This is a genomic window from Scytonema sp. NUACC21 (genome assembly GCF_054684315.1).
The window spans coordinates 1-24,591 of record NZ_BAAFZH010000042.1; the positions used below are offsets into that span (position 1 = coordinate 1).

15 protein-coding genes and 5 pseudogenes are annotated in these 24,591 nt (G+C 42.8%); 9 read left to right on the forward strand and 11 right to left on the reverse strand.

Annotation, left to right across the window (positions count from 1 at the left end; translation table 11 throughout):
• Positions 1 to 179, forward strand: a 179-nt coding sequence (ccsA, locus tag ACYRY3_RS04660) for a cytochrome c biogenesis protein CcsA (RefSeq protein ID WP_460200592.1), incomplete at its 5' end; no start/stop codon positions are given.
• A gap of 340 nt (positions 180 to 519) precedes the next feature.
• Here the strand turns inward: ccsA and ACYRY3_RS04665 are convergent.
• The 7 genes and pseudogenes from ACYRY3_RS04665 to ACYRY3_RS04695 form a co-directional block, all read right to left on the reverse strand.
• Complete coding sequence (locus ACYRY3_RS04665) at positions 520 to 2,586, reverse strand: prolyl oligopeptidase family serine peptidase (protein WP_460200562.1); 2,067 nt, start codon at positions 2,584 to 2,586, stop codon at positions 520 to 522.
• Positions 2,587 to 2,717: 131 nt separating this feature from the next.
• Positions 2,718 to 4,331, reverse strand: a pseudogene (locus ACYRY3_RS04670) (hybrid sensor histidine kinase/response regulator); the annotation flags it as partial.
• Between the two features lie 27 nt (positions 4,332 to 4,358).
• Positions 4,359 to 5,516, reverse strand: a pseudogene (locus tag ACYRY3_RS04675) (MFS transporter); the annotation flags it as partial.
• 93 nt (positions 5,517 to 5,609) lie between these two features.
• Positions 5,610 to 7,187, reverse strand: coding sequence for a long-chain-fatty-acid--CoA ligase (locus tag ACYRY3_RS04680; protein WP_460200563.1), 1,578 nt, complete (start codon positions 7,185 to 7,187; stop codon positions 5,610 to 5,612).
• Between the two features lie 52 nt (positions 7,188 to 7,239).
• Positions 7,240 to 8,601: a thioesterase domain-containing protein gene (locus ACYRY3_RS04685; RefSeq protein ID WP_460200564.1), complete on the reverse strand. Its 1,362-nt coding sequence runs from the start codon at positions 8,599 to 8,601 to the stop codon at positions 7,240 to 7,242.
• A 70-nt stretch (positions 8,602 to 8,671) separates the two neighbouring features.
• A pseudogene (locus ACYRY3_RS04690) lies at positions 8,672 to 8,809 on the reverse strand (P-II family nitrogen regulator); the annotation flags it as partial.
• Positions 8,810 to 8,943: 134 nt separating this feature from the next.
• On the reverse strand, positions 8,944 to 9,429 hold the full coding sequence (locus ACYRY3_RS04695; RefSeq protein WP_460200565.1) for a globin family protein: 486 nt from the start codon (positions 9,427 to 9,429) through the stop codon (positions 8,944 to 8,946).
• A 1,438-nt stretch (positions 9,430 to 10,867) separates the two neighbouring features.
• Between ACYRY3_RS04695 and ACYRY3_RS04700 the strand changes: the two genes are divergently transcribed.
• Positions 10,868 to 11,422 carry a pentapeptide repeat-containing protein gene (locus ACYRY3_RS04700; protein WP_460200566.1) on the forward strand — a complete coding sequence of 185 codons (555 nt, stop codon included), beginning with the start codon at positions 10,868 to 10,870 and terminating at the stop codon, positions 11,420 to 11,422.
• A 295-nt stretch (positions 11,423 to 11,717) separates the two neighbouring features.
• A complete protein-coding gene (argJ, locus tag ACYRY3_RS04705; protein ID WP_460200593.1) occupies positions 11,718 to 12,881 on the forward strand; it encodes a bifunctional glutamate N-acetyltransferase/amino-acid acetyltransferase ArgJ in 1,164 nt (387 codons plus the stop codon).
• A gap of 140 nt (positions 12,882 to 13,021) precedes the next feature.
• On the opposite strand, the pseudogene ACYRY3_RS04710 reads toward argJ, so the two are convergent.
• Positions 13,022 to 13,378: pseudogene (locus tag ACYRY3_RS04710) on the reverse strand (serine hydrolase); the annotation flags it as partial.
• Between the two features lie 12 nt (positions 13,379 to 13,390).
• On the opposite strand from ACYRY3_RS04710, the gene ACYRY3_RS04715 reads away from it, so the two are divergent.
• The 3 genes from ACYRY3_RS04715 (at position 13,391) to ACYRY3_RS04725 (ending at position 16,534) form a co-directional block, all read left to right on the forward strand.
• A complete protein-coding gene (locus ACYRY3_RS04715; protein ID WP_460200567.1) occupies positions 13,391 to 14,107 on the forward strand; it encodes a C40 family peptidase in 717 nt (238 codons plus the stop codon).
• A gap of 15 nt (positions 14,108 to 14,122) precedes the next feature.
• Positions 14,123 to 15,136 carry a glycosyltransferase family 2 protein gene (locus ACYRY3_RS04720; protein ID WP_460200568.1) on the forward strand — a complete coding sequence of 338 codons (1,014 nt, stop codon included), beginning with the start codon at positions 14,123 to 14,125 and terminating at the stop codon, positions 15,134 to 15,136.
• Positions 15,137 to 15,304: 168 nt separating this feature from the next.
• Positions 15,305 to 16,534: an MFS transporter gene (locus ACYRY3_RS04725; RefSeq protein ID WP_460200569.1), complete on the forward strand. Its 1,230-nt coding sequence runs from the start codon at positions 15,305 to 15,307 to the stop codon at positions 16,532 to 16,534.
• Between the two features lie 100 nt (positions 16,535 to 16,634).
• On the opposite strand, the gene ACYRY3_RS04730 is transcribed toward ACYRY3_RS04725, so the two are convergent.
• Positions 16,635 to 17,180, reverse strand: coding sequence for a pentapeptide repeat-containing protein (locus ACYRY3_RS04730; protein ID WP_460200570.1), 546 nt, complete (start codon positions 17,178 to 17,180; stop codon positions 16,635 to 16,637).
• 37 nt (positions 17,181 to 17,217) lie between these two features.
• Complete coding sequence (locus ACYRY3_RS04735; RefSeq protein ID WP_460200571.1) at positions 17,218 to 18,153, reverse strand: CobW family GTP-binding protein; 936 nt, start codon at positions 18,151 to 18,153, stop codon at positions 17,218 to 17,220.
• A gap of 136 nt (positions 18,154 to 18,289) precedes the next feature.
• On the opposite strand from ACYRY3_RS04735, the gene cysS reads away from it, so the two are divergent.
• The 3 genes and pseudogenes from cysS to ACYRY3_RS04750 form a co-directional block, all read left to right on the forward strand.
• Positions 18,290 to 19,792 (forward strand): cysteine--tRNA ligase, encoded by a 1,503-nt coding sequence (gene cysS / locus ACYRY3_RS04740; RefSeq protein ID WP_460200572.1) that lies wholly within the window; start codon positions 18,290 to 18,292, stop codon positions 19,790 to 19,792.
• Positions 19,793 to 19,948: 156 nt separating this feature from the next.
• Complete coding sequence (locus ACYRY3_RS04745) at positions 19,949 to 21,391, forward strand: TldD/PmbA family protein (RefSeq protein ID WP_460200573.1); 1,443 nt, start codon at positions 19,949 to 19,951, stop codon at positions 21,389 to 21,391.
• Positions 21,392 to 21,623: 232 nt separating this feature from the next.
• Positions 21,624 to 21,758: pseudogene (locus ACYRY3_RS04750) on the forward strand (TldD/PmbA family protein); the annotation flags it as partial.
• A 649-nt stretch (positions 21,759 to 22,407) separates the two neighbouring features.
• On the opposite strand, the gene ACYRY3_RS04755 reads toward ACYRY3_RS04750, so the two are convergent.
• A complete protein-coding gene (locus tag ACYRY3_RS04755) occupies positions 22,408 to 24,549 on the reverse strand; it encodes a M48 family metalloprotease (RefSeq protein ID WP_460200574.1) in 2,142 nt (713 codons plus the stop codon).
• Between the last annotated feature and the right edge of the window lie 42 nt (positions 24,550 to 24,591).

Consider the following 24,591-nt stretch of genomic DNA (forward strand, 5'->3'; position numbering starts at 1 on the left):
CTTGGGCGCTGATCACTTGGTTGGTCTTCGCTGCTTATCTCCACGCCCGCATTACTCGCGGTTGGCAAGGTCGTCGTCCTGCAATTTTAGCCGCAAGTGGCTTTGTCGTTGTTTGGATTTGTTACTTAGGAGTGAACTTGTTAGGTAAAGGTTTACACTCCTACGGCTGGTTTTTTTAGAATAAATTACGTAGCTTGGGTTGAGTACGAAACCCAACATTCCCAAGCCCACGATCGAGGTTGCCCAAAACCAAACATTCGCAACATGATCAAGCTTTTTGTTGGGTTGAGCGAAGCGCGAAACCCAACCCAACCATTCTTCTCAAGCGCACACTCGGTTCACGCTCTCAAGCTTATTGACTTCATCTCACTATGCTCTTAATTTAGGAGTTTGAGCGCTTCTGCTTCCTCAAGCAACAACCGGACAGTGCGAACATAAGTACTCAGAGGTGTGCCGTAAACAGTAATTGTTGCCATTATTTGTCAATCTCCAACCTAAAATTTCACAATTAATTTCGGTTTAAAGTTCCACATCAAGTGTACTCACCAAAAAAGCCCACTTGTCTGCTGCTTCTTCAATGAGCTTCGTTGTAGGTTTGCCTGCTCCATGTCCTGCTTTAGTCTCAATTCTAATCAGGACTGGGGCTTTACCAGTATGAGCAGCTTGCAAAGCCGCTGCAAATTTGAAACTGTGTGCTGGAACAACGCGATCGTCACGCAAGGCTGTGGTAATCATGGTTGCTGGGTATGCTGTACCTGACTTGAGGGTGTGCAGAGGAGAATAGGCATACAGCGCCTGAAACTCTTCAGGATTGTCTGGCGAACCGTATTCAGGAACCCAAGCCCAGCCAATGGTGAATTTGTGGAAACGTAACATATCCATGACACCCACAGATGGCAAAGCTGCACCAAATAAGTCGGGACGCTGAATGATACATACCCCTACAAGTAATCCCCCGTTGCTACCTCCGCCAAGCGCTAATTTAGCAGGCTTGGTATAGCGATTTGCAATCAGCCATTCAGCAGCAGCAATGAAGTCATCAAAAACGTTTTGTTTTTTCTGCTTTGTTCCTGCTTGGTGCCATTGTTCTCCATACTCACCCCCACCACGCAGGTTGGGAATTGCATAAACACCTCCCATTTCCATCCATACTAAGCTACTAACAGAAAAACTGGGGGTGAGAGAGACGCCGAACCCACCATAACCATAAAGGTAGGTAGGATTACTACCATCTAACTTAATTCCCTTTTTGTAGGTGATAAACATTGGTACTAAAGTACCATCTTTGCTTTCATAGAAAACTTGTTTTGTCTCGTAATTATCGGGATTAAAATCTACCTTTGGTTCCCGGAAAACTTCGCTTTCTCCGGTGACCATGTCGTGACGGTAAATAGTTCCTGGTATAGTATAGCTTGTGAAACTATAAAAAGTTTCCGTATCATTTCTTTTGCCAGCAAAACCTCCAACAGAACCAATGCCCGGTAATTGAACTTCTCGCACAAATGTGCCGTTCATCTGAAAAATTTTGATTTGACTGCGAGCATCTTTGAGATAATCAGCAACAAGTTGGTTATTGATTGTACTAATAACTTGTAGAGTTTCATCTGCTTGGGGTATGATTTCTACCCAGTTTTCCCGTGCGGGATTTTTAATATCAATAGCGATCGCTCTTCCTTTTGGCGTATCTAAATCCGTTTGAAAATAAAAGATATTATCTTGATTGTCAATAAAGCCAAAACTTGCCTCAAATTCCTTAATAAGTTCTACAACTTCTGCATTTGAATTCGTCAAATCCCTATAAAAAACCAAATTCTGAGGATTAGCTCCCTCCCATACTAAGATAATCAGGTAGCGCCCATCTTCTGTAACGCTGCCATTAAATCCCCACTCTTTTTTGTCGGGGCGCTCATAAATTAATATGTCTTGTGACTGGGGCGTACCCAATTGGTGGTAAAAAAGCTTTTGATAATAGTTAACATCTTCAAATTGGGTTTTTTCATTTGGCTCATCATAGCGACTGTAGAAAAAGCCTTTACTATCATGAGTCCAGGACGCACCAGAAAATTTAATCCACTTTAAGTGGTCTTCCAAATCCTCACCAGTTTCGATATTCCGAACTTTCCACTCTAGCCAATCAGATCCAGAGGATGATAAACCATAGGCTAAAAATTGCCCGTTTTCACTAATTGCAATTCCAACAAGCGCAACAGTACCATCTTTTGACAGGGTATTTGGATCGAGTAAAACTTGTGGTTCGCTATCCAAAGTTTTCAGGGTATAGAGAACGCTTTGATTTTGCAAGCCATCGTTTTTAAAGTAGAAATAGCGATCGCCCTCTTTAAAAGGAACGCTATACTTTTCGTAATCCCAGAGCTTCGTCAACCGCAGCTGAATTTTTTCTCTGGCAGAGATTTCTCGAAGATAGCTAAAAGTGACTTGATTTTGTGCCTCAACCCAAGCCTTAGTTTCCTCTGAATCTGGGTTTTCTAGCCAGCGATAGGGGTCTGGAACCAAAGTTCCGTGGTAATCGTCAACCCAATTGCTCTTGGGGCTTATGGGATAAGTCAAATCTTTTCCAAAAGACATGGTATGAGGTAAGAAGGTACTTTTAAATGGTATCGAAGTTACTAAACCTAACCTAGGTTCATCCTTTATACTTCATCCTTGATACTTTAAATGTTGGGTTTCGCGCTGCGCTCAACCCAACCTAGGGTGGATTAAATGCCAACGTTGTTAACGAGTTTTTCGCCTTTTAACATCCGCGAAGCTGCTTCAAGCAGGGCTTCTTCAAGATAGGGTTTGGTGAAGTAGCCACTAGCACCGAGTTGTATTGCCATTTGTCTGTGTTTGTCTGCACCGCGTGAGGTGAGCATGGCGATGGGTAGATTGTTAAGATGGGAGTCTTTCTGAATCCGAGAGAGCAATTCCAGACCATCACAACGGGGCATTTCAATATCGCAGAATACGATGTCGCAAGGTAAACCAGAACGCAGTTTATCCCAAGCTTCCTGACCATCACGTGCTTGTTCTACGCGGTAACCAGCCTTATTAAATGTTAGCGAGAGCAATTCTCTTACTGTAATGGAGTCATCAACAATGAGTACTGTTGGGTCAATCTTGGCAGAAGAGGTTTCTGCGGTAACCGTACCAGATGTTTGTTCCCTGAAGCTAATGGCACGCTGTTTTGAAGTTCGACCTTGGAAGATGTCAATGATTTCCAATACATCAGCAATTGGCATAATGCGACCGTCACCCAACACAGTGGCACCAGCGACACCAATGGGCTTGGGTGCGGGACCTTCAAATTGCTTGATGACAATTTCTTGTTCGTTAAGGACTTGATCGACCTGTAGGGCAACGAGGGTATTTGCCGAGCGCACAACAATCACAGAAATCATATCATCATCGCGATTACCACCGTAGACGTTACCGCGACTCAGTTGCCTGTTGAAAGTTAAAATCTCTTTCAGGGGTCGGAAAGGCAAGGTTGTCTCGCGCCACATGATGTACTTTTGCCCATCAGCTCCTTGTTGAACAGTTTTTCCAGGTATATCAAGGGTATCCTCTACCCCATCCATTGGGAAAGCAATACGAGCTTTGTCAGATACACAGCACAGTGCTTTACAAATACTGAGGGTCAAAGGCAGACGAATGGTAAAAGTCGTTCCTTTGCCTGGGCTGGAATCAATACTAATTGCCCCCCGAATTTCGCTAATTCTGGTGCGAACGACATCCATACCCACACCACGTCCTTTCAAGTCGTCAACCTTTTCGGCAGTACTGAAACCAGGTTGAAACAACAAGTCGTAAACCTCAACACGAGACATGGTTCTGGCTTGTTCTGGCGTAATCAGACCTGTTTTGAGTGCCTTTGCTTTCACTCCCTCTGCATTAATACCCGCACCATCATCGCTGACAGAAATAACGGTTTGGTTCCCTTGGTGAAAAGCGCGGACAGTGATGTTTCCCACTGGTGATTTCCCAGAGGTTTGTCGCACTTCGGTTGGTTCAATACCGTGAGCGATCGCATTATTCAGCAAATGAGTCAGGGGGTCTTTAAGATGCCCCAAAATCATTTTATCAATTAAGGTGTCCCGACCTTCAATTTTGAGTTGTGCCTGTTTGCCCTCTCTAATAGCACTTTCCCGCACTCCTCGCTCTAAAGGAGTTGTCACTTCCGAGAAAGGTTCCATTCGTGCTCTTGTAATCCCTTCTTGGAGTTGATTGCTCACTTGTCGGAACTGCCGCGCCACTCGCTCGGTTTCTTCTGTCACAAAATCAATATCACTGGCTGCCTCACGCACCCGCACACTCAGTTCAATCATTTCTTCATAGGAAAAAGGAGCAATACCAAAGGAAGAAAGCATTCCCAAGCTCATCACTCTTCCTAACATTTCAGGTGGAGTTTGCTTTTGCATCCAGGTAATTCCTACAACAGTAAACAAGCCACTGCATAATCCCAGTACAGCGATTGTTACACTGGCCAGTACTACATTTGGTATGAAGCTAAGTAAAAATAGACCTAATCCTTGTATACTAGCAAGACTCAGCATCAAAACTCCAAGCTTGGGAAGGTTTTGGAAGACTTGAGGTATAAGTATCCCTAATAACCCACCACCACCCCAAGCAGAATTCATTATCCCTAGAGCAACAGCACCGCCTGGAAAGCGACTATGAGCCAGTGCAGTGATGCCAACTTGTAACGGGCCAATAAAAAGAAAATTTAACATCACCAATACCAGCAAAACTGCTTTGAGAGCTGGATTATGCCATGCATAGTTGAGTCCCTCACGGATACCAGTAATTAAACTAACACTCTTGTTAGTTGAGCTAGGATTTTGAAATGAGTCATGAGCTTGTTTTGATTCCTTATGCAATGCAATCTCTTTAGTCGTTACAGTATTTGACCTAAGACTGTCCTTGAGCAGCAAAAGTGTTACGGTTGTGAAAATAAAAGTGGCAGCATCAATTGCAAACGCTGTCTCAATACCGCTAGTGGCAATGAGCAAACCACCTAAAGCAGGCCCGATAAGCAGAATCAGTTGGGAAGTTCCTTGGCTCAAGGTGTTACTTGATACCAATTGTTCTTTGGTCACAAGACTAGGTATGATTGACTTTGCGGCGGGAATAAAAAAGCCATCTGTGATTCCAAAACTGATAGCAACCAGGTAAAGATGCCATAGCTGGGTTGCTCGAAAAGTAACGATCGCTGTTAGTAAAATTGTCAGTATTGCGCGGAGGGCATTGGAAGCAAGCATAACTAACCGAGGTGAGCAGCGATCGCTGACCACACCACCAATTAGCATCAAAACAGCGCGAGGAATTGCAGCTGCCATGAGCACTGTGCCCAAGCTAACACCAGAGTTAGTTAACTGAATAGTCAACCAAGGCAATGCTATTAAATAAAATTGATCGCCCAGCAAAGAAACACTTTCACCAACATAAAAAAGTAGGAAATTGCGTACAGTTAATGGTTGCCAAAGAGGAACTTTGTCTTTACTAGAACCTGTTTTCATTCTTGTTAAAAGTGCTGAGTCAAATACTAATCCCTAATTTTCATCCTTGGTGATGAAACTTGTTTCATTGGGACTACCTTTTGTCTTTGTTTATCAATTAACACGACGTTGATAACCTTGCCAATATTTTTCTCGCAGTTTGCTCTTTTGCAATTTACCGCTCGGTGTTCTTGGTAAGGATTGAGTAAATTCAACACTTCTAGGTAACTTAAAATCGGCAATTTTCCCCCGTACAAAACTGATAATATCTAGTGCTGTTGCCTTCATCCCTGATTTTAAAACGACGATCGCTTTAACAGTTTCTCCAAAATCTCCGTCGGGAACACCAATTACAGCTACCTCAGCTACTGCAGGATGTTCATACAAAACATTTTCAATTTCTGCCGGATAAACATTCTCACTAGCATAGCAGATCATATCTTTAACGCGATCGCAAATATAAATGTAACCTTCTTCATCGAAATAGCCCGCATCACCAGTATGAATCCAGCCATCTACCAATGTGTTTGCTGTAGCTTCAGGTAATTTCCAATAACCAATCATATTAGCAGGGGACTTGATACAAATTTCACCCACCTGACCGCAATCTACGTGTTTCCCTGTATTATCTAAAATTGCTACTGATACACCGGGAAACGGTTTACCCGCAGATTTTAACCTGTCTGGATTTGTAGAGGTATGGGCATCCGCAGGTAAACACACAGCACAATTTCCCGTTTCAGTCATGCCATAAATTTGCACAAAGTTGCAGGCAAATGTAGCGAGCGCTTCTCTCAGTACTGATTCGGCAATCGGAGAACCTCCATAAACAATGTATTTCAGTGAGGAAAAATCTGTTTTTTGGCACTGAGGTTCAGATAAAAGAACTTGAATCATGGCAGGAACCATACAGGTCTTAGTAATATGGTACTTTTCAATAGCAGCTAAAACCTCAATTGCGTCAAAAGTGTCTAGCAAAATATTTTCGGCTTGGGATGCCAAACCACGGATAGCCCACCATAAACCTCCAATATGGAATGAAGGTAAGACTACTAGACTCCGATCGGCTTTGTCCCAACCGATCCAGCTTTTTCCTTGCTTGCAAAATTCTTTGGCGATCGCAAAAAAACTGTAATGCCCTAGTTGCACACCTTTGGGTCGTCCAGTCGTACCACTAGTATATATTTGTACAGCTACATCATTTGGTTGAATTTCAACATCAGGCTGAACATGACTATGTTGCTGCCACCAAGTATCATAAGTCACCCAATTATATTCAGATTTGTCTAAGGCAATGAAGGTTTTAATACCGTCAAGCGCTTCTCTAATAGATTCAATCAACCCATGAAACTCGGCTCCGACAAAAAAAACTTCAACGTTAGCATCCCTGAGAATATAACTAACTTCAAGAGCAGTTAAACGCCAATTAATTGGCACTAAGACAGCATTGATTTTAGAACAAGCAAATAAGATTTCATAACTACGAAGTGAATCTTTGGCTAATAATCCAACTCGCGATCGCGCTTTCACTCCTTGAGCTAAAAGTGCATTCGCCACACGGTTACTTTGTAAATCTAGCTGTAAATAGGTGAGAGCATTTTCCTTGAATATTAAAGCTGTGGCATCTGGAGATTGGTGAGCTTGTACGCGTGCCAAATCTGCTAGTGTTGAAATCTCATCGTTGTGTATCATTGTTATTTTCCAAGAATTGTGAAACGCACAGGTAAGCAACAGAGTATAAGTCCTATTTTTGATTGTTCAATTTAAGTTGCATAAATTCTTGCAATCTCTGGGCTAATGCTGTAATACGGGGAGGACGCATGATTGTGAAGTGATTGCCATCTAAAATTTCTGTGTAGATTGCACTCTTAGTATGTTTACTCCAATCGGTACGAGGCACTCCTGCTTCGAGCAGATCCGCAGCCCACCAGACATAAAGTTTGGCTTCAATTTGGGGTGCGCGGTGAATTCTTAAGAGTTTTTGGTGAATTTCTGTAATTTCTAGCTGTTTTTGCAAAATCTCAATTGATACTTCCGTTGAAAGTAGATTTCGTTCTTCTCCCCAGCCAATCATCCGCCGCAAACGTTCAATACAAGGTAAACCTGTCAATTCGTCTCGTAATTTCTGCTGTTCAACAGCATCCAATGCTAGAAAAGCATCAACAAAAGTATTGCCAAACACCAACGCTAATTCGTACAACGGATCGCGTTCAAAGGTGGGTGCGTTGTTTGGAATTAAAAAAGAATCTACAAGTCCGACAAAAGCTACCCTCTGCCCTTGTTGCTCTAACTGTTTAGCAATACTGACAGCAATTACACCACCCATAGACCATCCAATGAGATTATAAGGGTCATGAGGTTGACACTGGCGAATAGCTTTAGCATATTCAACAGCCATATTCTCAATGCTATTATGCTCTTGAAGTGGGTTGTTGAGAGCGCAAGACTGAAGTGCATATACAGGTTGCTCCAATTCTAAACAAGCAGCTAAATGTTGATACACCATGACTTGTCCCCCAACTGGATGAATACAGAACAATCGGGGTTGAGTTCCTTTAACCCGAATTGGAACTAAATACGTAGTTTTTAATGAAGCATCAATATTTTTAGTAATAAAATTTGCTATCTCCGCCAGAGTTGGATGCTGGAAAAGTATACTAAGGGATACGTTTGTACCCAGTTTTTGATTAATTTTTGAGATTAATTGCAGCGCCAAAAACGAGTTTCCACCTAACTCAAAAAAGTCATCATGGATACCTATGCGCTCGCTTTGGAATACTTCAGTCCAAATTGTTGCCAGCAACTCCTCAAGCGAGTTGCGAGGAGCCACAAAAGTTTTTTCTAACTCTGGAATACTGTGTTTAAGTGTCGTAAGCGCCTGACGATCCACTTTGCCGTTAGGTGTGAGGGGCAATGACTCTAACAACACGAAGGCTTTTGGTATCATGTACTTCGGCAATTTCTGCTGTAGGTACTCCCGCAACTCCACAGAAATTGTATTAGAACTCCGACCGCTTTTAGCAGAAAACCACTGCTTTGTATGAGCTAAATCTAATTTTCCACCCACAAAGCTATAAAGCAGAACCTGACTCGATTCGAGCTTCAATAAATCTTGCAGTTCCTCAAACTTCAGGTAGCCAATCGGACATAATCCGATTTGGTTTTTTGGTGCAGAACCCCTCACCCTGAACTTGACTAATAGTGTAGCCGCTTACACTATGACTTTTCAGTAGCTTGACAATACGGTCTTTCAGCACCGTTTCCCCAATAATGGTGATTAAGACGGCGGATTCGAGGGGAGAGAAGTTTGACATGGAGAACTCCAGAAAATAGGTTTTAGCTTCTCAAGCTTAAGTTTTTCATAAAACAGGCGCTACAACTTCTACCCCTAAGATGTAGATTCGTCTTCTGAGCCGACTAACAATCAACTCCCATGTTGACAACAGCCCTACTGCATGGCAGCGATTAGGTAGTCAAAGTAACCGCCAACAAGGCTTGCGTCTTCTGATGATAACATTGAGGTGGTAACATTCTTCATCGCACGGATGCCTTCAGCAACAGCCTCAATCGGGGTGCCAAGAGACCTATACATTTCTCGAACACCAATGACCCCAATCTCTTGAATCGGTGTGTCCTCACCAGCTACGAGACTGTAGGTGATTAAGCGCAGGTAGTAATCCATGTCCCGTAGGCAAGTCGCAGTCATTTCTTGACCGTAGGCGTTACCACCAGGAGAGACAATGTCAGGGCGCTTTTGAAACAGCTGGTTTCCAGTTTGCTTAACAATGCGATCCCGGTTTTCTGTTAAAACCTGAACAAGCCGCATACGAACCTCACCACTTTTGGCAAAGCTCTTAATCCGGTCTAGTTCTCCAGGGTTGAGATAGCGAGCTTCAGCGTCTGCGTTCACAATCGACTTTATAATAAGACTCATTAACAGATTCCTTCAAGAACAATGAAATCAAGTTGATCTAACACTGTCGCGGCTCACTAAAGATAGTGGCATCCTTATCTATACAAATCATAAACGGTGGATATCTTTCCAACAAATGTTGATAAAGTAGCCACTGTCAACGCTGTAAAAAGTATTCGCAACGTTAAAACCTAATATCAGAAACGTCGCTGTTTCTATATTTTAATTATACTTCACAATTCTCGTGTTTTCCCAAATTACAAATAAGAAATCACAAATAGGGAAAATACAATTTAACTATAAGATAAGTAAGCCGACGAGAAAAAACCCAACTATGTAACGAAAAGTAAAATCTCTGTATTTGGCTCGTAGTAGCGCTGTCTTCGCATGCACCGTAATTACAATCCAGTGACAGCATGGGTGTAGATTTTCACGGCTTTCAGCTAACTTCACCTAGAATGCCCTATGTCAGCTTTAAAAGGCTAGGAGATACGTAATTGATATCTATATCAAAATCAAGGGCTTAATGGGCATCGTAGCGTGGGTATTTCTCAATAATTAATTTTATTGAGAATGAGTTTGCTATTGCCGCCATACTATATCTTGAAACTGTTTTCCACAACAGATATCAATAAACCAAGTGCCTAAATTTGGAAAAAGTTCATCGGTATAATTGGTGTGTTGCTCGATTTTACAAGCGTAATTAAATATTCCATGCTAAGATGAAACTAAAGAGAAATACTTTCGGCTACGTGACTACGCCATAGACACATTTGCCATAGACGCCTTCCCGGATCTAAATCTCTACACCCTATTAGGTTCGAGAGGTGTTGTATGTAAGTTTATTTAGCTAATCATCTTATGAGGTTGAATTGGACAATTGCCATGCTTGGGTAAGCAAGTTCCACGCTCCCGTGCCGTTTCTATGAATTTTGCTTTAATTCCTATAGTTGTCTCATCTAATAAAAGCTCGTTTTATGGGTTTAGAGTTAAACTCAAAGTCATTAAGGAAAAAAAGTCTGTTTGTCCTTGCTGCTCATATACTTTGCTTCGTCATATGGGCTTGAGAGGAATTTACTGGCGTTGTAGTCACTGTTACCAAGAAATGCCGGTTTATTAACTATTACAGTAGAGGGAAATTTTATGCGGAAGAAAAACACCATCCAAAGCCTAGAACTGCAGCAGATAATAACTCAGTCCAAGGCTTCAATCAACAAGCCTAAGTTGTTGGAGCCGCCGGTGCAGTCGATTATCAAACTGAATACCTTTGTTTAGGCGAAGGCTTAAACTGTAAAAAATGGCCGATTGCCCTCCATGCAAATTGCAAATTGAGAATTATGCTACTCTTTGTGAATTTTCATAAGTATAGGTCTGCATAAAACATCAGCAAGCTGATGTGACAGACCATTACTAAACTTATTGACAAAATCTTTTAACGAAATTTCAGGAAACAAAAGATATGGATACTCAGGAACTTTTGAGACGATACGGATCGGGAGAACGGGACTTTAGCAATGTAAACTTGGTTCATGTGTGCTTAACTAATGCAAATTTGGTTGGGGCACACCTGATAGGAGCACACTTGATTCGCGCAGACTTAAGAGGGGCAGACCTGAGTGCTGCACATTTAAATCAGGCAAAACTGAATGAAGCTTCCTTAGCTGATGCCAGAATGATTGAAGTGTGCCTGATGAGTGCAGAATTGGTTGATGCAGATTTGAGTGGGGCAAATTTGAAGCAAGCAAATTTTAGTGGAGCAGACTTAAGCTGTGCCAAGCTAGGTGGAGCCAACTTAAAGGAAGCAGACTTAAGTAACACCGACCTCAGGGGAGCAGACCTCAGAGGAGCAGATTTGAGTGGAGCCAACTTAAAGGGGGCAAAGCTAGATGGGGCAAACTTAGATGGGGCATATCTAGATAACGCAGACCTAAGCGAAGCAGAAATTGCAGGGGCAAATATGAGAGGTACAGGATTGAGTGGAGCAAAGATGCCCGACGGAACAGTTCACTACTAAGGGATAAAGTTGCTGTAGCGTTCTACATTCCCAGCATCTGAGCGCTTAGGTGTGAAATAAAGAACATCATTCATGGCAAAACTCAGCAATGCCAAAAAATTAACTCTCAAGTCTTTTGGGCAGGCATAGAGTCTGCCCTTTTTGCGCTTGGGTTAACTGGGCTTTGCGATCGCACGACTACCTGCAACCACCAAAGTCTGGTTACAAAATGGAGATTGGGTTAAAGCATTTTGTACGCTATCATGAAACATTAGCATCTATGGGGGCGCGTTACCCACAAGAACTTATGCGTTGTATGGAAGTGCATTTTACTTTTATCCCTCAAGGTTTTAGTACATTTGTCACCAATCTAGGCATCCGAGATAGTAGCGATGATTTTGTCTTGATTAAATCAGATGTTCCTTGTGTTGCTGATGGAGTCTTTACTCAAAGCCTTTTCGCAGGACCCAGTGTGACTATTAGCCGCCGTAATTTAAAAGATGCTCGAGCCCAAGGCATTATCACGATATCTAAAAATGCAAATGTCGCCAATGGGAAGGATGGCTTTGCTGATGCAGAAGAAGTTATTCAGATTGTTGCACGTGAAACTGGAATTGCATCTGACGATATTCTCATAGCTTCTACGGGAGTTATTGGCAGACGCTACCCGATGGAAAAAATCCGAGCAGGTTTATCAGGAGTAGGGCAAAAATTAGGTTCCACCGATTTTCATGCCGCAGCACGGGGTATTATGACAACTGATACCTTACCTAAGTTGGCTGCCCGACAAATTGGAAATGCCAAGCTAGTAGGAATTGCCAAAGGTGTCGGTATGATTGAGCCTAATATGGCTACATTGTTAGCTTTCTTTTTTACTGACGCTGCTATTTCAAAAGATGTACTTCCTTCTATTTTTCGTCCGACTATAGATAAAACTTTTAACTGTTTAAGTATTGACACTGACACTTCTACAAGTGACACTGCTATCATTCTTGCCAATGGTTTGGCTGGGGAAGTTCAAGAATCCGAATTTTCTCGAGCGCTATATGAAATTGCTCATGAGTTAACATTAATGGTTGCGCGAGATGGAGAAGGAGCGACTAAAGTTATTGAAGTGACAGTAGATTCAGCTATTAACTATGCACAAGCCAAGAGAGTTGCAAAAGCAATTGTGAATTCCCCATTAGTAAAAACTGCTGTATATGGAGCAGACCCCAACTGGGGAAGAGTCGCAATGGCTATAGGCAAATGTGAAAATGAGCGGGAGATAAATCCAGAATCTGTAGTTATTAGGTTTGGTGATATTCAAGTTTATCCGAATAGCTCTATGGAAGAAAATCTTGACTCTTTGCGACAAATCATGTCTCAGAATAAAGTAAACATTCATGTTAGCTTGAACATCGGTGAAGCTTCGGCAACAGTTTGGGGTTGCGATTTATCGGAAGGTTATGTCGATATTAATGCTAAGTATTCAACCTAAAGCGAAAAAAAGGTCACATATCTTGCACCACCTTCTTATTGAGAAAATTGTAGTCTAAAAAATTTATCCCGATCGTAGGGTGGGCACTGCCAGCCCTTTCAATGCGAACAAATGAACTACTAATTCAAGGGCTGCAAGGCGCTCTGTGTATCATTGCTAGAATCAACAATCATATCGCGCATGGCTCTTTCCAACTCCTTGGAAGTAGAAATCATGCCTTTTTCCAACCATTCGTTCACCGCTACCAAGTAAAACAGCTTCACAACACTTGCAGGGTAAATACGTTCAACACCGCGATATGTAAAACCACGAACTGGATGGCTCCAAAAAGCGTCTGGAGTAAGAGCCCCACCAGTGTTTACCAGCACAGGCGGATCGTAGACAACCCAAGTTACGGCAATTTGGTTACGAGCTAAACTCGGAAATGCTGCCCAAGTTGCTTCTAAAATTCCAGTACCAAGATTTTCCAGTTGTTCGTCCCGATTAAAAAAATTCATTGTAGTTTCAGAATGTCCTCTAATACAGAATCCAAAATTGACAATTTAAAAGCGGGTGAGTATCAGTGTTTAGCGAACCTAAACATCTATGATTCTCCTAATTGTGACCGATTAGCAACTCAAGCTGCGGCAGGGCGGTATCTGCGGCTCACATTAGATGATGTACAGACACCAAATGCCGAGTCTGTACAAATATGCTTGTGTGAGGATGACTATCCGGGATGGCTTTTAATTTCGGATTTAGATTTGTTACAACCATGCACTGTACCCCATAAAGCGCAATCATTTTCTGAAGCGGAGATTAAAAACCTCCTGCCAAAGGTGATTGCTTTTACTCTTACAGCTATGCAGCAACCGAACTATTACCTTTGGGGTGGTACGGTAGGACCGAATTACGACTGTTCGGGATTGATGCAAGCGGCATTTGCGTCTGTTGCTATTTCCATACCTAGAGATGCCTATCAGCAGGAAGCTTTCACTCAGCCGATTCCTCTTACACAATTACAACTAGGCGACCTTATCTTCTTTGGAACTTCCCAAAAAGCAACTCATGTGGGACTCTATTTGGGAGATGGTCGATACATCCATAGCTCTGGAAAAAATCAAGGGCGCAATGGCATCGGCATTGACTATCTCTCGGAACAAGGTGATGAGGTTAGTCGGTCATATTACCAGCAACTGCGCGGTGCTGGAAGAGTGGTCAAGAGTTACGAACCACAGAAAAGCTAAGGACGACAGGGAAATATGAGGAGTGGACTGGTTAATTACGGGTTTACCGGACAAAATGACGCAATAGCATCAATTGTCCCAGATGTTTCGGTTGTGGTGCCAGTACATGACGAGGTAGAAAGTTTGCCTTATTTACTTGAGGCGATCGCATCTACTTTGACAGCTACTGAATTAAGTTATGAAATTATCTGTGTGGATGATGGTTCATCTGATGGTTCGGCGCAGTTTCTTAAAGAACAAGCGCAAATACGGAACGATCTCAAAGTGGTGATTTTGCGTCGCAATTACGGACAAACAGCAGCAATGTCTGCTGGATTTAACTACGCCGTGGGAAAAGCAATAGTCACTTTGGATGCTGACCTCCAGAACGACCCAGCAGATATACCTATATTGCTGGCAAAGTTAGATGAAGGTTACGATTTGGTCAGTGGTTGGCGGAAAAATCGCCAAGATGGAGCTGTGAAGCGGTTACTTCCTTCTAAAATTGCTAACTGGCTCATTCGTCGAGTAACAAGCGTCCATGTTCATGACTATGGGTGTTCGCTCAAAGCCTATCGTGCAGAACTCGTGGCAGATATGAACCTTTATGGGGAGCTGCATAGGTTTCTTCCTGCTTTGGCTTACATTGAAGGCGCAAGAATTACAGAATTACCAGTTCGCCATCACGCCCGTCGTTTTGGTCGTAGTAAGTATGGATTATCGCGAACTTTCCGGGTATTGATGGATTTGTTAAACATCTACTTCATGAAAAAGTTCCTGACACGTCCAATGCACGTTTTTGGTCTGTTAGGGCTGATTTCAATGGTTTCAGGTGGGGCAATTGGAATTTACCTGACTTTTATTAAGTTTGCTTTCCATGTAGATATTGGTAATCGCCCGCTACTGATTCTGGCAGTCCTGTTGCTAGTGACTGGAGTCCAGTTATTTTGCTTTGGTCTGCTGGCAGAGTTGCTGATGCGTACCTACCATGAATCCCAAGGGCGTCCCATCTATCGTGTACGTGAGGTTGTAACGAAAAGTATAAAATAATATAAATACGTAGTTTCACTCACGCTATCTAAAAAAAGATTGGGCTATAACAGAAGCCATCTAAAACAGGCTAAGAAGAAATTCCTACCTGCTTTAGATGGCTTTAGTTATTATCCAGGAAACGCGTTTCTTGGTGTGAGGATAGTTTAGTATAAACGCGCATTTACCTTGAAAAACTTATACATTAATAATGCCCAAGTGAGGCATAACCTGCTGTTTTCATTTGCGGCAGGTTTATTATTCTGGTCTGCTTCAGGCTCTTTATTGCCAACTCTACCCCTTTACCTGAAGCAATATGGTGCAACAAATCAACAAATTGGCATTATTATAGGCAGTTTTGCCCTAGGATTATTGCTATTTCGTTCTAAGTGTGGACAACTTGCAGACGAACGAGGTCGTAAACCAGTATTGCTTATTGGTACACTCGTTAGTGCGATCGCGCCTTTAGGCTATTTAGTAGTCACGTCTTTTCCCCTATTAATGGTGCTGCGTATCTTTCACGGTCTTAGCGTTGCAGCCTTTGCGCCCGGTTTTAATGCGTTGACTGCGGATATAGCACCTCCCCATAAGCGTGGCGAAATCATGGGTTATATGAGTTTGGTCAATCCAATTGGTATTGCCTTGGGACCTGCGTTGGGTGCTTATGTACAATCTGCCGGTGGTAATACTTATATATTTTTCTTAGCCGCAGGATTGGGTTTGGGATCGCTATTGTGTGTCATGCAAATTACCAATCCTGGAATTGAACAAGAACCGGAAGATCTTCAAAAAAGCAAATTTTGGCAAATGTTACTCAGTCCAAGGGTGAGAGTACCAGCAGAAATTCTGTTGCTAGTTGGTTTGGCTGTCGGTACATTAAATACTTTTGTGCCGTTATTTATTAAGTCAAGCAAAGTCGAGTTGAATACTGGGTTGTTTTACACAGCCGCAGCTTTGGCTAGCTTTAGCGTGCGGTTGTTTACTGGCAGAGCAAGCGATCGTTTTGGTCGTGGTTTGTTTATCACCTTCAGCCTCGTGTGTTACTCAGTAGCAATGGTCATTTTATGGGCAGCACACACTGCTCCAGCTTTCCTCGTAGCCGCAAGCTTTGAAGGAGCAGGTGGAGGTATGTTATTTGCCATACTTGCAACCATGATGGCAGATCGCTCGCTGCCTCAGGAACGAGGGCGAGTTTTTGCTCTGTGTATTGTTGGATGGGATCTTGGAATGGCAACAGCAGGTCCCGTTTTTGGTTCCATCGCCGCACACGTTGGGTACCGAAATATGTTTGGTTTTGATGCCTTTTTAACTGTCCTTGCACTCCTTATTTTCCTGACTAAGTCCAGCAAAGACTTACCCAATTCTCTACGCTTTGCCCTGGGACGAGGTAGGGATATCTACGCTTTAAATAAAGTTTGATACCCAATCCAAAATTTATCACATCCCCACCAAATCAAAAATTCTCTCTGAATAATCTGGGTGGGGACTGCACTCAAAATTTTTGTTCAAGTCAGTAGTATCAAGTTAAATCCGTACAACTCAGGTCAGTATTGCTTAGATTAGCCTTACTGAGGTTGGCATCATCTAGGTTCGCAGCGAACAGGCTACTATGGCTCAAGTTAGCTTCGTTGAGATTAGCATGACTTAAGTCGGCACAACTGAGGTTAGCATCACTTAAGTCAACACGACTGAGATTGCTGTGGCTGAGGTCTGTGTAGTTGAGTAAGGCACCTTTGAGATTGGCACCTTCGAGATTGGCATAGCTAAGGTTTGCACCCCGTAGGTCTGCGTATTGTAAGTTCGCACCACTTAGGTTGGTACCACTTAAATCAGCACCGTTAAAATAAGTTCCCATCAAGTTGAGGTGGCTGAAGTCAGCCCCACTGAGATTTGCACCACTGTAGTTCGCAGAACTTCTGTCAACACTATCGAAGTGTGTTTTTGTAGAGCTTTGAATCCAATTTAAATCAGTATTTTTCTCTTTAATAGAAAAAATTTTTACATCTTCCTCTACAATCACCCGAGTTGAATCTTGAGATTCGTTTTGGAATTCTGATTTAGTCATGTTCTATATCTCTATCAACCTGGAATTTTAGTTTTACTCAAATACGGCTATGGCGGCTATTTCTTGAATTAAGCCGTACATATTTAATTTGATTGCAGTTAGCTAAAACCTCAGCCTCCGTAAATATATTGAATGTCACTAGTACAAGTCGGCGTAAATAAGGCAACCATTGTAAATTGCTCCAAAGCTTACAGTGTAAGCCTTTTAATTTCATGTCATGGTCATGGTCGTGACCGCATTCGGAATGGTCATGGTCATGGTCATGGTCATGGTCATGATGGTGATGGTCATGACTGTGCCCTTTCGCTTCCTCAAAATATCTGTCTGTTTCAAACAGACCAACACTCAGAATGAGGGGAAGCGGGACTTGGGCTTGCTTAGTGCGGAGAATTCTCGCACCTTCTTTAACTTGGTTAATTTTTGCCTCTAGTGCTTCTAACTCTGCTTCAGAGACTAAATCTGTCTTATTGAGTAGAATAACATCACCATAAGCAATTTGACTGTAGGCTGCTTGGGAATTGAATAAATCCAAGCTATAGTTCGCCGCGTCTACAACTGTCACAATCGAGTCAAGACGGGTTAAATCCCTTAACTCCGTACCAAGAAATGTGAGAGCTACTGGTAGAGGGTCTGCAAGCCCAGTTGTTTCTACAACCAGGTAATCTATATTCTCCTGACGTTCTAAAACTTTGTAAACGGCATCAACTAGATCGTTATTAATGGTGCAGCAGATACAACCGTTGCTCAGCTCCACCATATTGTTATTATCGTCAGTAGCGATAATTAACTCGTTATCGATACCAATTTCGCCAAATTCATTAACTAGTACAGCTGTTTTCAATCCCTGCTGGTTTGTCAGGATATGATTAAGTAACGTTGTTTTACCGCTACCAAGGAATCCAGTAATAATTGTTACTGGTAAACCTTGTTTCGGTGCGTCCATTGATTGCGGTTCGGAAGTAACTGCTTGCATAGCGCTGCTGTCAAAAAGTAAAAATAAAGGATTGTAGCGCAAAGAGTCAGGAAGACACTAGCATAAGGATGCTGGTAGTTTCATCCCAGTTGCCTAAACCTATTATTACGTATCTTTATTCTGTATTAGATTGGATATGACCCTATCTGTTTACAATACCCTCACCCGTCGTCAAGAGCCGTTTGAAACGGTAGAAACAGGAAAAGTTAAAATGTATTACTGCGGCGTGACGGTGTACGACTACTGCCACTTGGGTCATGCCAGAGCTTGCATTATCTGGGATGTAGTACGCCGTTATCTCCAATTTATTGGTTACGACGTGCGCTTTGTCCAAAATTTTACTGATATTGATGACAAGATTCTCAATCGAGCACGGCAAGAACACTCGTCAATGGAAGCTGTTGCCGAACGCTTTATTCAAGCGTATTTTGAGGATATGAGGCGTCTTGGAATTCAGGATGCTGATGAGTATCCCCGTGCTACCCACACAATGAACGGTATTCAACGGCTTATTCATGAGTTGGAAAATAAAGGCTATGCCTACCCTTCTGATGGCGACGTTTATTATGCAGTGCGTCAATTTTCCGGGTATGGTAAACTTTCCGGGCGCAATTTGGAGGATATGCAGGCGGGAGCCAGCGAACGGGTGAATTTAGAAGACCTAGAGTATCAAAAAAAGCGCGATCCGTTTGATTTTGCTTTGTGGAAAGCAGCAAAACCCGGAGAACCCGCTTGGGATTCGCCCTGGGGTAAAGGACGTCCGGGTTGGCATATTGAATGCTCGGCTATGGTACGCGATCGCTTGGGTGAAACTATTGACATCCACGCAGGAGGAGCCGATCTGATTTTCCCCCACCATGAAAATGAAATAGCTCAGTCAGAAGCTGTGACGGAACAACCCCTAGCACGGTACTGGCTGCACAATGGCATGGTAAAGGTGGATGGCGAGAAAATGTCCAAATCTTTGGGGAACTTCATTACTATTCGGGATTTACTCGATGGAATAGGGGAAAACAACCGTGCGCCCGTACACCCAATGGCGTTGCGCCTTTTTGTTCTCCAAGCCCACTACCGCAAACCAATTGATTTTACTGATGAAGCGATCGCCTCAGCAACCAACGGTTACGAGACACTGAAAGATGGTTTGCTGTTCGGCTATCAGTACGGTAAACAATTGGGTTGGGAAGTAGAAGATACGGAGACTCAAGGTGGTAAAAAGGGGAATCTATCGACAAAACTGTTGACATCATATGTTCAGCGTTTCCAAGAAGCTGTTAATGATGATTTTAATTTCTCTGGAGGATTACCAGTACTTTTTGAATTAGCCAAGGAACTTCAGCGCGAGGGCAATATTTTGGTGCATGAAGGGAAAACCCACACACCACCAGATAAACTATTGTTACAATGGCAAACTCTGATGACGTTGGCTGGGGTTTTGGGATTGGAAGCCAAGCCAGAGGTAGAAACATCCCAAAGTGGTGGTTTAAGCGATGCGGAAATTGAGGCGCTCATTCAACAAAGGCAACAAGCACGTAGAGCTAGAAATTTTGCTGATGGCGATCGCATTCGTGATGAACTACTTGCACAAGGTATTACCCTAATAGATAGCCGTGATGGTACTAGATGGCACCGGAATTAAGGTTGAAGTGTGAAGTATGAAGTATGAAAAAAATTTGAAATATCAAGTGAGTAAGCCAAACGTCAAACGTTTGAAATTATGAATTTTTAAGGATAGAGACAACATTTTTCAGACTTTATCCTTTATTCTTTATCCTTCACCCTTGACCTGAAACTTATGTTACCTGAACTGAAAAAGGCTATTGCTCAAATAAGTATTCCCGCTGATTGGGTGGGTATTAGAGTTGTAAAAGATACGACCTATAACCGTCATGTACGTGATGGCATACCGCAAAGTAATGGGAAATCCTTTACCAAGGGGTCGATGCTGGAAGTCATAGTCAATGGTTGTATAGGTTATGCAGCCAGTAATTCCCTGCAAATAGAAGACCTACAAGCTGCTGCCGAACAAGCGTATCATCAGGCACTCGCTGCCAGTGAGTGGTGGATATATCCTTTTACAGCAGCACGGGAGCGCCCTAAAGTCGTAGGTCAATATACTTCCCCATTTCTCAAAACTCTTGATGCTCTAAGTGCAGGAGAGATTAACGATTTACTCATCCGTATTTGCCACACTCTCAAAGTCTGCGACCTCATCGTCCAAACCACAGCTATTGCCTCAGTCAGCGAACGGGAGACTTGGTTTGCGAGCAGTAACGGCTCCGAGGTGTATCAAAAGTTCATGTTTTTTAGCACCCATTATGGAGCGACCGCACAGGATGGAGCTATTGTCCAACAACGCAGCCACAATGGCTGGCAGGCAAACTGCTACCAGGGAGGATTAGAACATTTTCAGAATGCGGATTTGTGGCATCAAGTACAGCAAATTGGCGAGCAAGCAGTAGAATTACTGACAGCAGAAGAATGTCCAACCACACGTACCAATCTGGTTTTAGCCCCAGACCAAATGATGCTGCAAATTCACGAAAGTGTTGGGCATCCTTTAGAAATTGACCGAATTTTGGGAGACGAGCGTAACTATGCGGGAGGCAGCTTTGTTAACAAGAGCGATTTCGGTCACTTGGTGTATGGCTCTCCCCTTATGAACATTACCTTTGACCCTACTGTCAAAAGCGAATTTGCTAGCTATGGATTTGATGATACAGGTAACTTAGCAACACGGGAGTATTTAATTAAAGAAGGTGTTCTCCACAGGGGTTTGGGCAGTTTGGAAAGCCAAGCCAGAGCGGGTGTACCCGGTGTCGCTTGTGCCCGTGCTTGTTCTTGGAATCGACCGGCAATCGACCGCATGGCAAATTTGAATCTTGAGCCAGGAGACGCTTCCTTTGAAGAACTCCTTGCTGGCTTAGAACATGGTGTTTATATGGAATCAAATCGCTCTTGGTCCATAGACGACCGCCGATATAAATTTCAGTTTGGCTGCGAGTACGCAAAACTGATTGAAAATGGCAAACTCACAAAAACCCTCCGCAATCCAAATTATCGAGCGACAACTCCAGAGTTTTGGCAAAGCTTAGTGAAAATAGGAAATTCCTCTACTTGGCAAATTTACGGTACTCCTTTTTGCGGCAAAGGAGAACCAAACCAAGCTATTTGGGTAGGTCATGGTTCCCCCGTCTGTGTATTCGCTCATGTCGAAGTTTTTGGCGGAGGTTCTTAACTCATATCTTGCACCACGCTCTCCCAATCGAAAATCATAGGCTAAAAAGCTGATGTTTTCGTAGGATGGGCACCGCCCACCGTTGCCTTATTGAGAAGGTACAAGATGTCAGTTAAGAAGAGTCGGAGACAAGGTAGACAACGAGCGACAACAGCAATTCACACTCCCTCCCTCCCTCCCTCCCTCCCTCACTCACTCCCTCCCTCACCCCTCCATCTGACCAATAATGTTCATGAAAGACGAAAAATTATCTGCCTTAGAAGTCAGTTTTAACCAATTGATTGAAACTCTCCTTATCAAGAAAGAAGAAAGCGAACAATTCACTGTAAAACTCAATAGTGAACGCAGCCAATTTACTCGTTTTAATCCCTATGTATAGGCGAACGGACATGAACTATACCTCCACAAGTTGACATTTGAATGAACGCGACCAGGCAAAAAACAGCGGCTGGTAAGCGGATGGCTGATAAATACTATTAACTAACACTGACACAAACCAACCTTTTTTACTCCAAACCGTTAACCTTTACAATACAGTTTTTTACCAGAATCAAGCTTTTTTAATACGAAAGCGCACACAACGCCAATAACACCTTTATTCTAAAAATTCTGAATTTTACAGAGTACAGCTGCCACTGGGTCTTCTTCGATATCTTTTTTCCGAAGAATGCAACACCATCCCTTACATTATCACGGTATTTTACACGTAGCTAGTTCAGGTTAGACATTTCCAGCGATTGCATAATCGCATAGTAACATAAAATACACTTCTTCTTCTAGAATTTAGTGTTTTGGAAACAAAAACCAGCCGATGGCTGGCTGATTCAATGCTGTGTTGGGAAGAAAAAGGGGATAAATTGGCGCGTTTGAGCCGCACGGGTAACCAAGCTAGGGTGCTAAGGTTTGCCAATTGCAGCTATTTTGTAAATAAATGTAACATTTATTTGAAAATTTTGCAACTTTTGTTTACATTTTCTGGGATAGCCATTACTAGTTAGTAGTTAGCCGAAAAACCACTAACCACTAAAAAGAATGTAAGCCCCCCAAGCATTAGCAGCAATAGCTAACGCCGTAGACAAAATCGGATGATGGCTGCTGATAGTTCTGCCACTTTGAATTTGTAACGTTTGAATATCTACCCAAGGCAATGCTCCCCTTCGCAACCAGCCTGTAACAGTAATCTGACGACCAATCCAATCTTGGGCGTGGAACTTTTCCCCAAGATGTGGAATATAGTGTAATTTCACTAAACTTGTGCTAGACAGTAGGATTAAATCTTGCCCGAGCAAGTTGCTAGTACCCCGACGCCCCAAAAGCTTACCAACAAGACGTACAGGAGTACTATCAACTGGAAGACTAGCTGGGTTAGCCAATAAAACTGACAGTCGGTCAGCGGTTTGTGCTCGATCGGGTATAATATCAGGAAAAAAAGAATTGATCCTTAGCAAGATGCCGATACTAATGCAAATCAGCACACAACCCATAACATAAGACCAATCGTCGTATATCCACTTTAAGTTTAAAAACTTAAGTGCATAACTCGTTTGCCAAATGACTAAAATCAGAAATGCAGACACTATACCTATGAGAATCCCTAAAACAGGGGCAATCTGGAATAAGAAGGACTGACGCCTCAGTTTCAAAGGCTTTTGGTTTTCTATGTTCAGCTCGGTTTCCAGTCGCCAGTAGCGGGCTATCGAAATTAAACGCTGCAAGCGATCGCCCATCAAAGGATGAGTCTTGTTAAAAACAAACCACCAGCGATAAGGATTAAGAGTGTCCCACATTAAAAATGATTCAAAAGTTGTGTGACAAGCAATACTCCCCAAACAAATGCTCTGCTGATAGCTAACTGGTGCTAGTATATTAAAGCTTTCTAGGAACCAACTTGTATGTTCTTGTTTTTGGATATCGCTAGCAATGCCAATCGTCATTTTAAGTAAGCCACGCACAAGACCATTAGGATTACCAGTGATTTCAGCAGCAAGGCGATCGCTATAATAATGACGCAGCTGGGACAACCACAAAGAAGTTCCTGTCAACAAACACCAAATTCCATAGGCAAAGCTTCCCATCACTGCTAAACTCACACGCCAGATTTGCACTTCTGTTTTGTTTCCCCATTCAGCTAATTGCTGATAGAGTTTGTAAACCGGAATTGTCAGCGCTAACACCAAGGACATCACAACAAAATCCCAGTAAGCAATATGACCGATTTGAGTAGCGTAGATTGCAGCTATCTCATCTTCTGCCAATTGCTCTAGCAGTCCCTGACTTATGACAATTCGGGCTGTACGCCGTAAATTACCATAAGTTAATACTACTGGAGCCGAAGAAGGCAAAATACCCAGCTTTGGAAACTTCCAACCTTGCTGCTGACATTGTCGTTGCAGCACCCGGACTGCTTCTTGACTGTATTGATTCAAAGTGTCTTTGTTCAAATCTCGGTAACCATAAGAGTTTCTCAACCATTGGTCAATCAACCAAGGTGAAAGCCCCATTAACACGAATAGTGCGAACAGCAGAAAGAATGTGGGGTCTGCATATAAAAGCTGTATTGGCTCCAAATAAGGCAGTTTAACTAAAATGTCGTTGATAAATCCCATTCCAAAGACTAGGAGTCCGCGCATCACCCAAAATAGAGCGATGAATGTCCCCGCTTGTAGCAAATGAAAGGGTATTAAATTAAGCTTTTCTAGGGGTTGCCAAGATTTGGCTCTTGCTGCTTGTCGCCAATAAATACTCAGTGGTTTTGTCGGTTCGCGAATCGCTACTGGTGGTGGGGGGGGCGGGCTAAAAGGATGAGGGTCAGGGGGGCTAGGGGTTTCCTGCGCGGTTGGGGGCTGTAGAAAACTAACTTTTTCTTTGTCCCCCTTGTCTCTCTTACTGTGTTGTTTTAGCTGTTTTAAAGTATTTTTTGCCCACTCTTGTACTTGAGAGTTATGACTTTGAGTGAGAGTCTCGCAAAGGGCTATTGCTTTTGGAATATTACCTTTGCGTGTTTGCGCTACGACTAATCCTATTTGCGCCTGTAACCCCGCATGACTGTTACCTTCTTTAGCAGCCACTGCTTCCAGAGTTGCGATCGCACTCTGTAAATTTCCTTGTTTAAGAACTTTTAAACCTGCCTCCAAAGACGGTTCTGATTGTGAAGGCATAAATATTATCTCACTCTAGTCTTATTTAAAATACCCAGATTG

Coding starts and splice junctions, on each gene's coding strand:
- ACYRY3_RS04715 (WP_460200567.1), top strand. CDS start 13,391: ATGTCCTCTAATACAGAATCCAAAATTGACAATTTAAAAGCGGGTGAG.
- ACYRY3_RS04720 (WP_460200568.1), top strand. CDS start 14,123: ATGAGGAGTGGACTGGTTAATTACGGGTTTACCGGACAAAATGACGCA.
- cysS (WP_460200572.1), top strand. CDS start 18,290: ATGACCCTATCTGTTTACAATACCCTCACCCGTCGTCAAGAGCCGTTT.
- ACYRY3_RS04665 (WP_460200562.1), bottom strand. CDS start 2,586: ATGTCTTTTGGAAAAGATTTGACTTATCCCATAAGCCCCAAGAGCAAT.
- ACYRY3_RS04755 (WP_460200574.1), bottom strand. CDS start 24,549: ATGCCTTCACAATCAGAACCGTCTTTGGAGGCAGGTTTAAAAGTTCTT.
- ACYRY3_RS04745 (WP_460200573.1), top strand. CDS start 19,949: ATGTTACCTGAACTGAAAAAGGCTATTGCTCAAATAAGTATTCCCGCT.
- argJ (WP_460200593.1), top strand. CDS start 11,718: ATGGAAGTGCATTTTACTTTTATCCCTCAAGGTTTTAGTACATTTGTC.
- ACYRY3_RS04730 (WP_460200570.1), bottom strand. CDS start 17,180: ATGACTAAATCAGAATTCCAAAACGAATCTCAAGATTCAACTCGGGTG.
- ACYRY3_RS04700 (WP_460200566.1), top strand. CDS start 10,868: ATGGATACTCAGGAACTTTTGAGACGATACGGATCGGGAGAACGGGAC.
- ACYRY3_RS04695 (WP_460200565.1), bottom strand. CDS start 9,429: ATGAGTCTTATTATAAAGTCGATTGTGAACGCAGACGCTGAAGCTCGC.
- ACYRY3_RS04735 (WP_460200571.1), bottom strand. CDS start 18,153: ATGCAAGCAGTTACTTCCGAACCGCAATCAATGGACGCACCGAAACAA.
- ACYRY3_RS04680 (WP_460200563.1), bottom strand. CDS start 7,187: ATGATACACAACGATGAGATTTCAACACTAGCAGATTTGGCACGCGTA.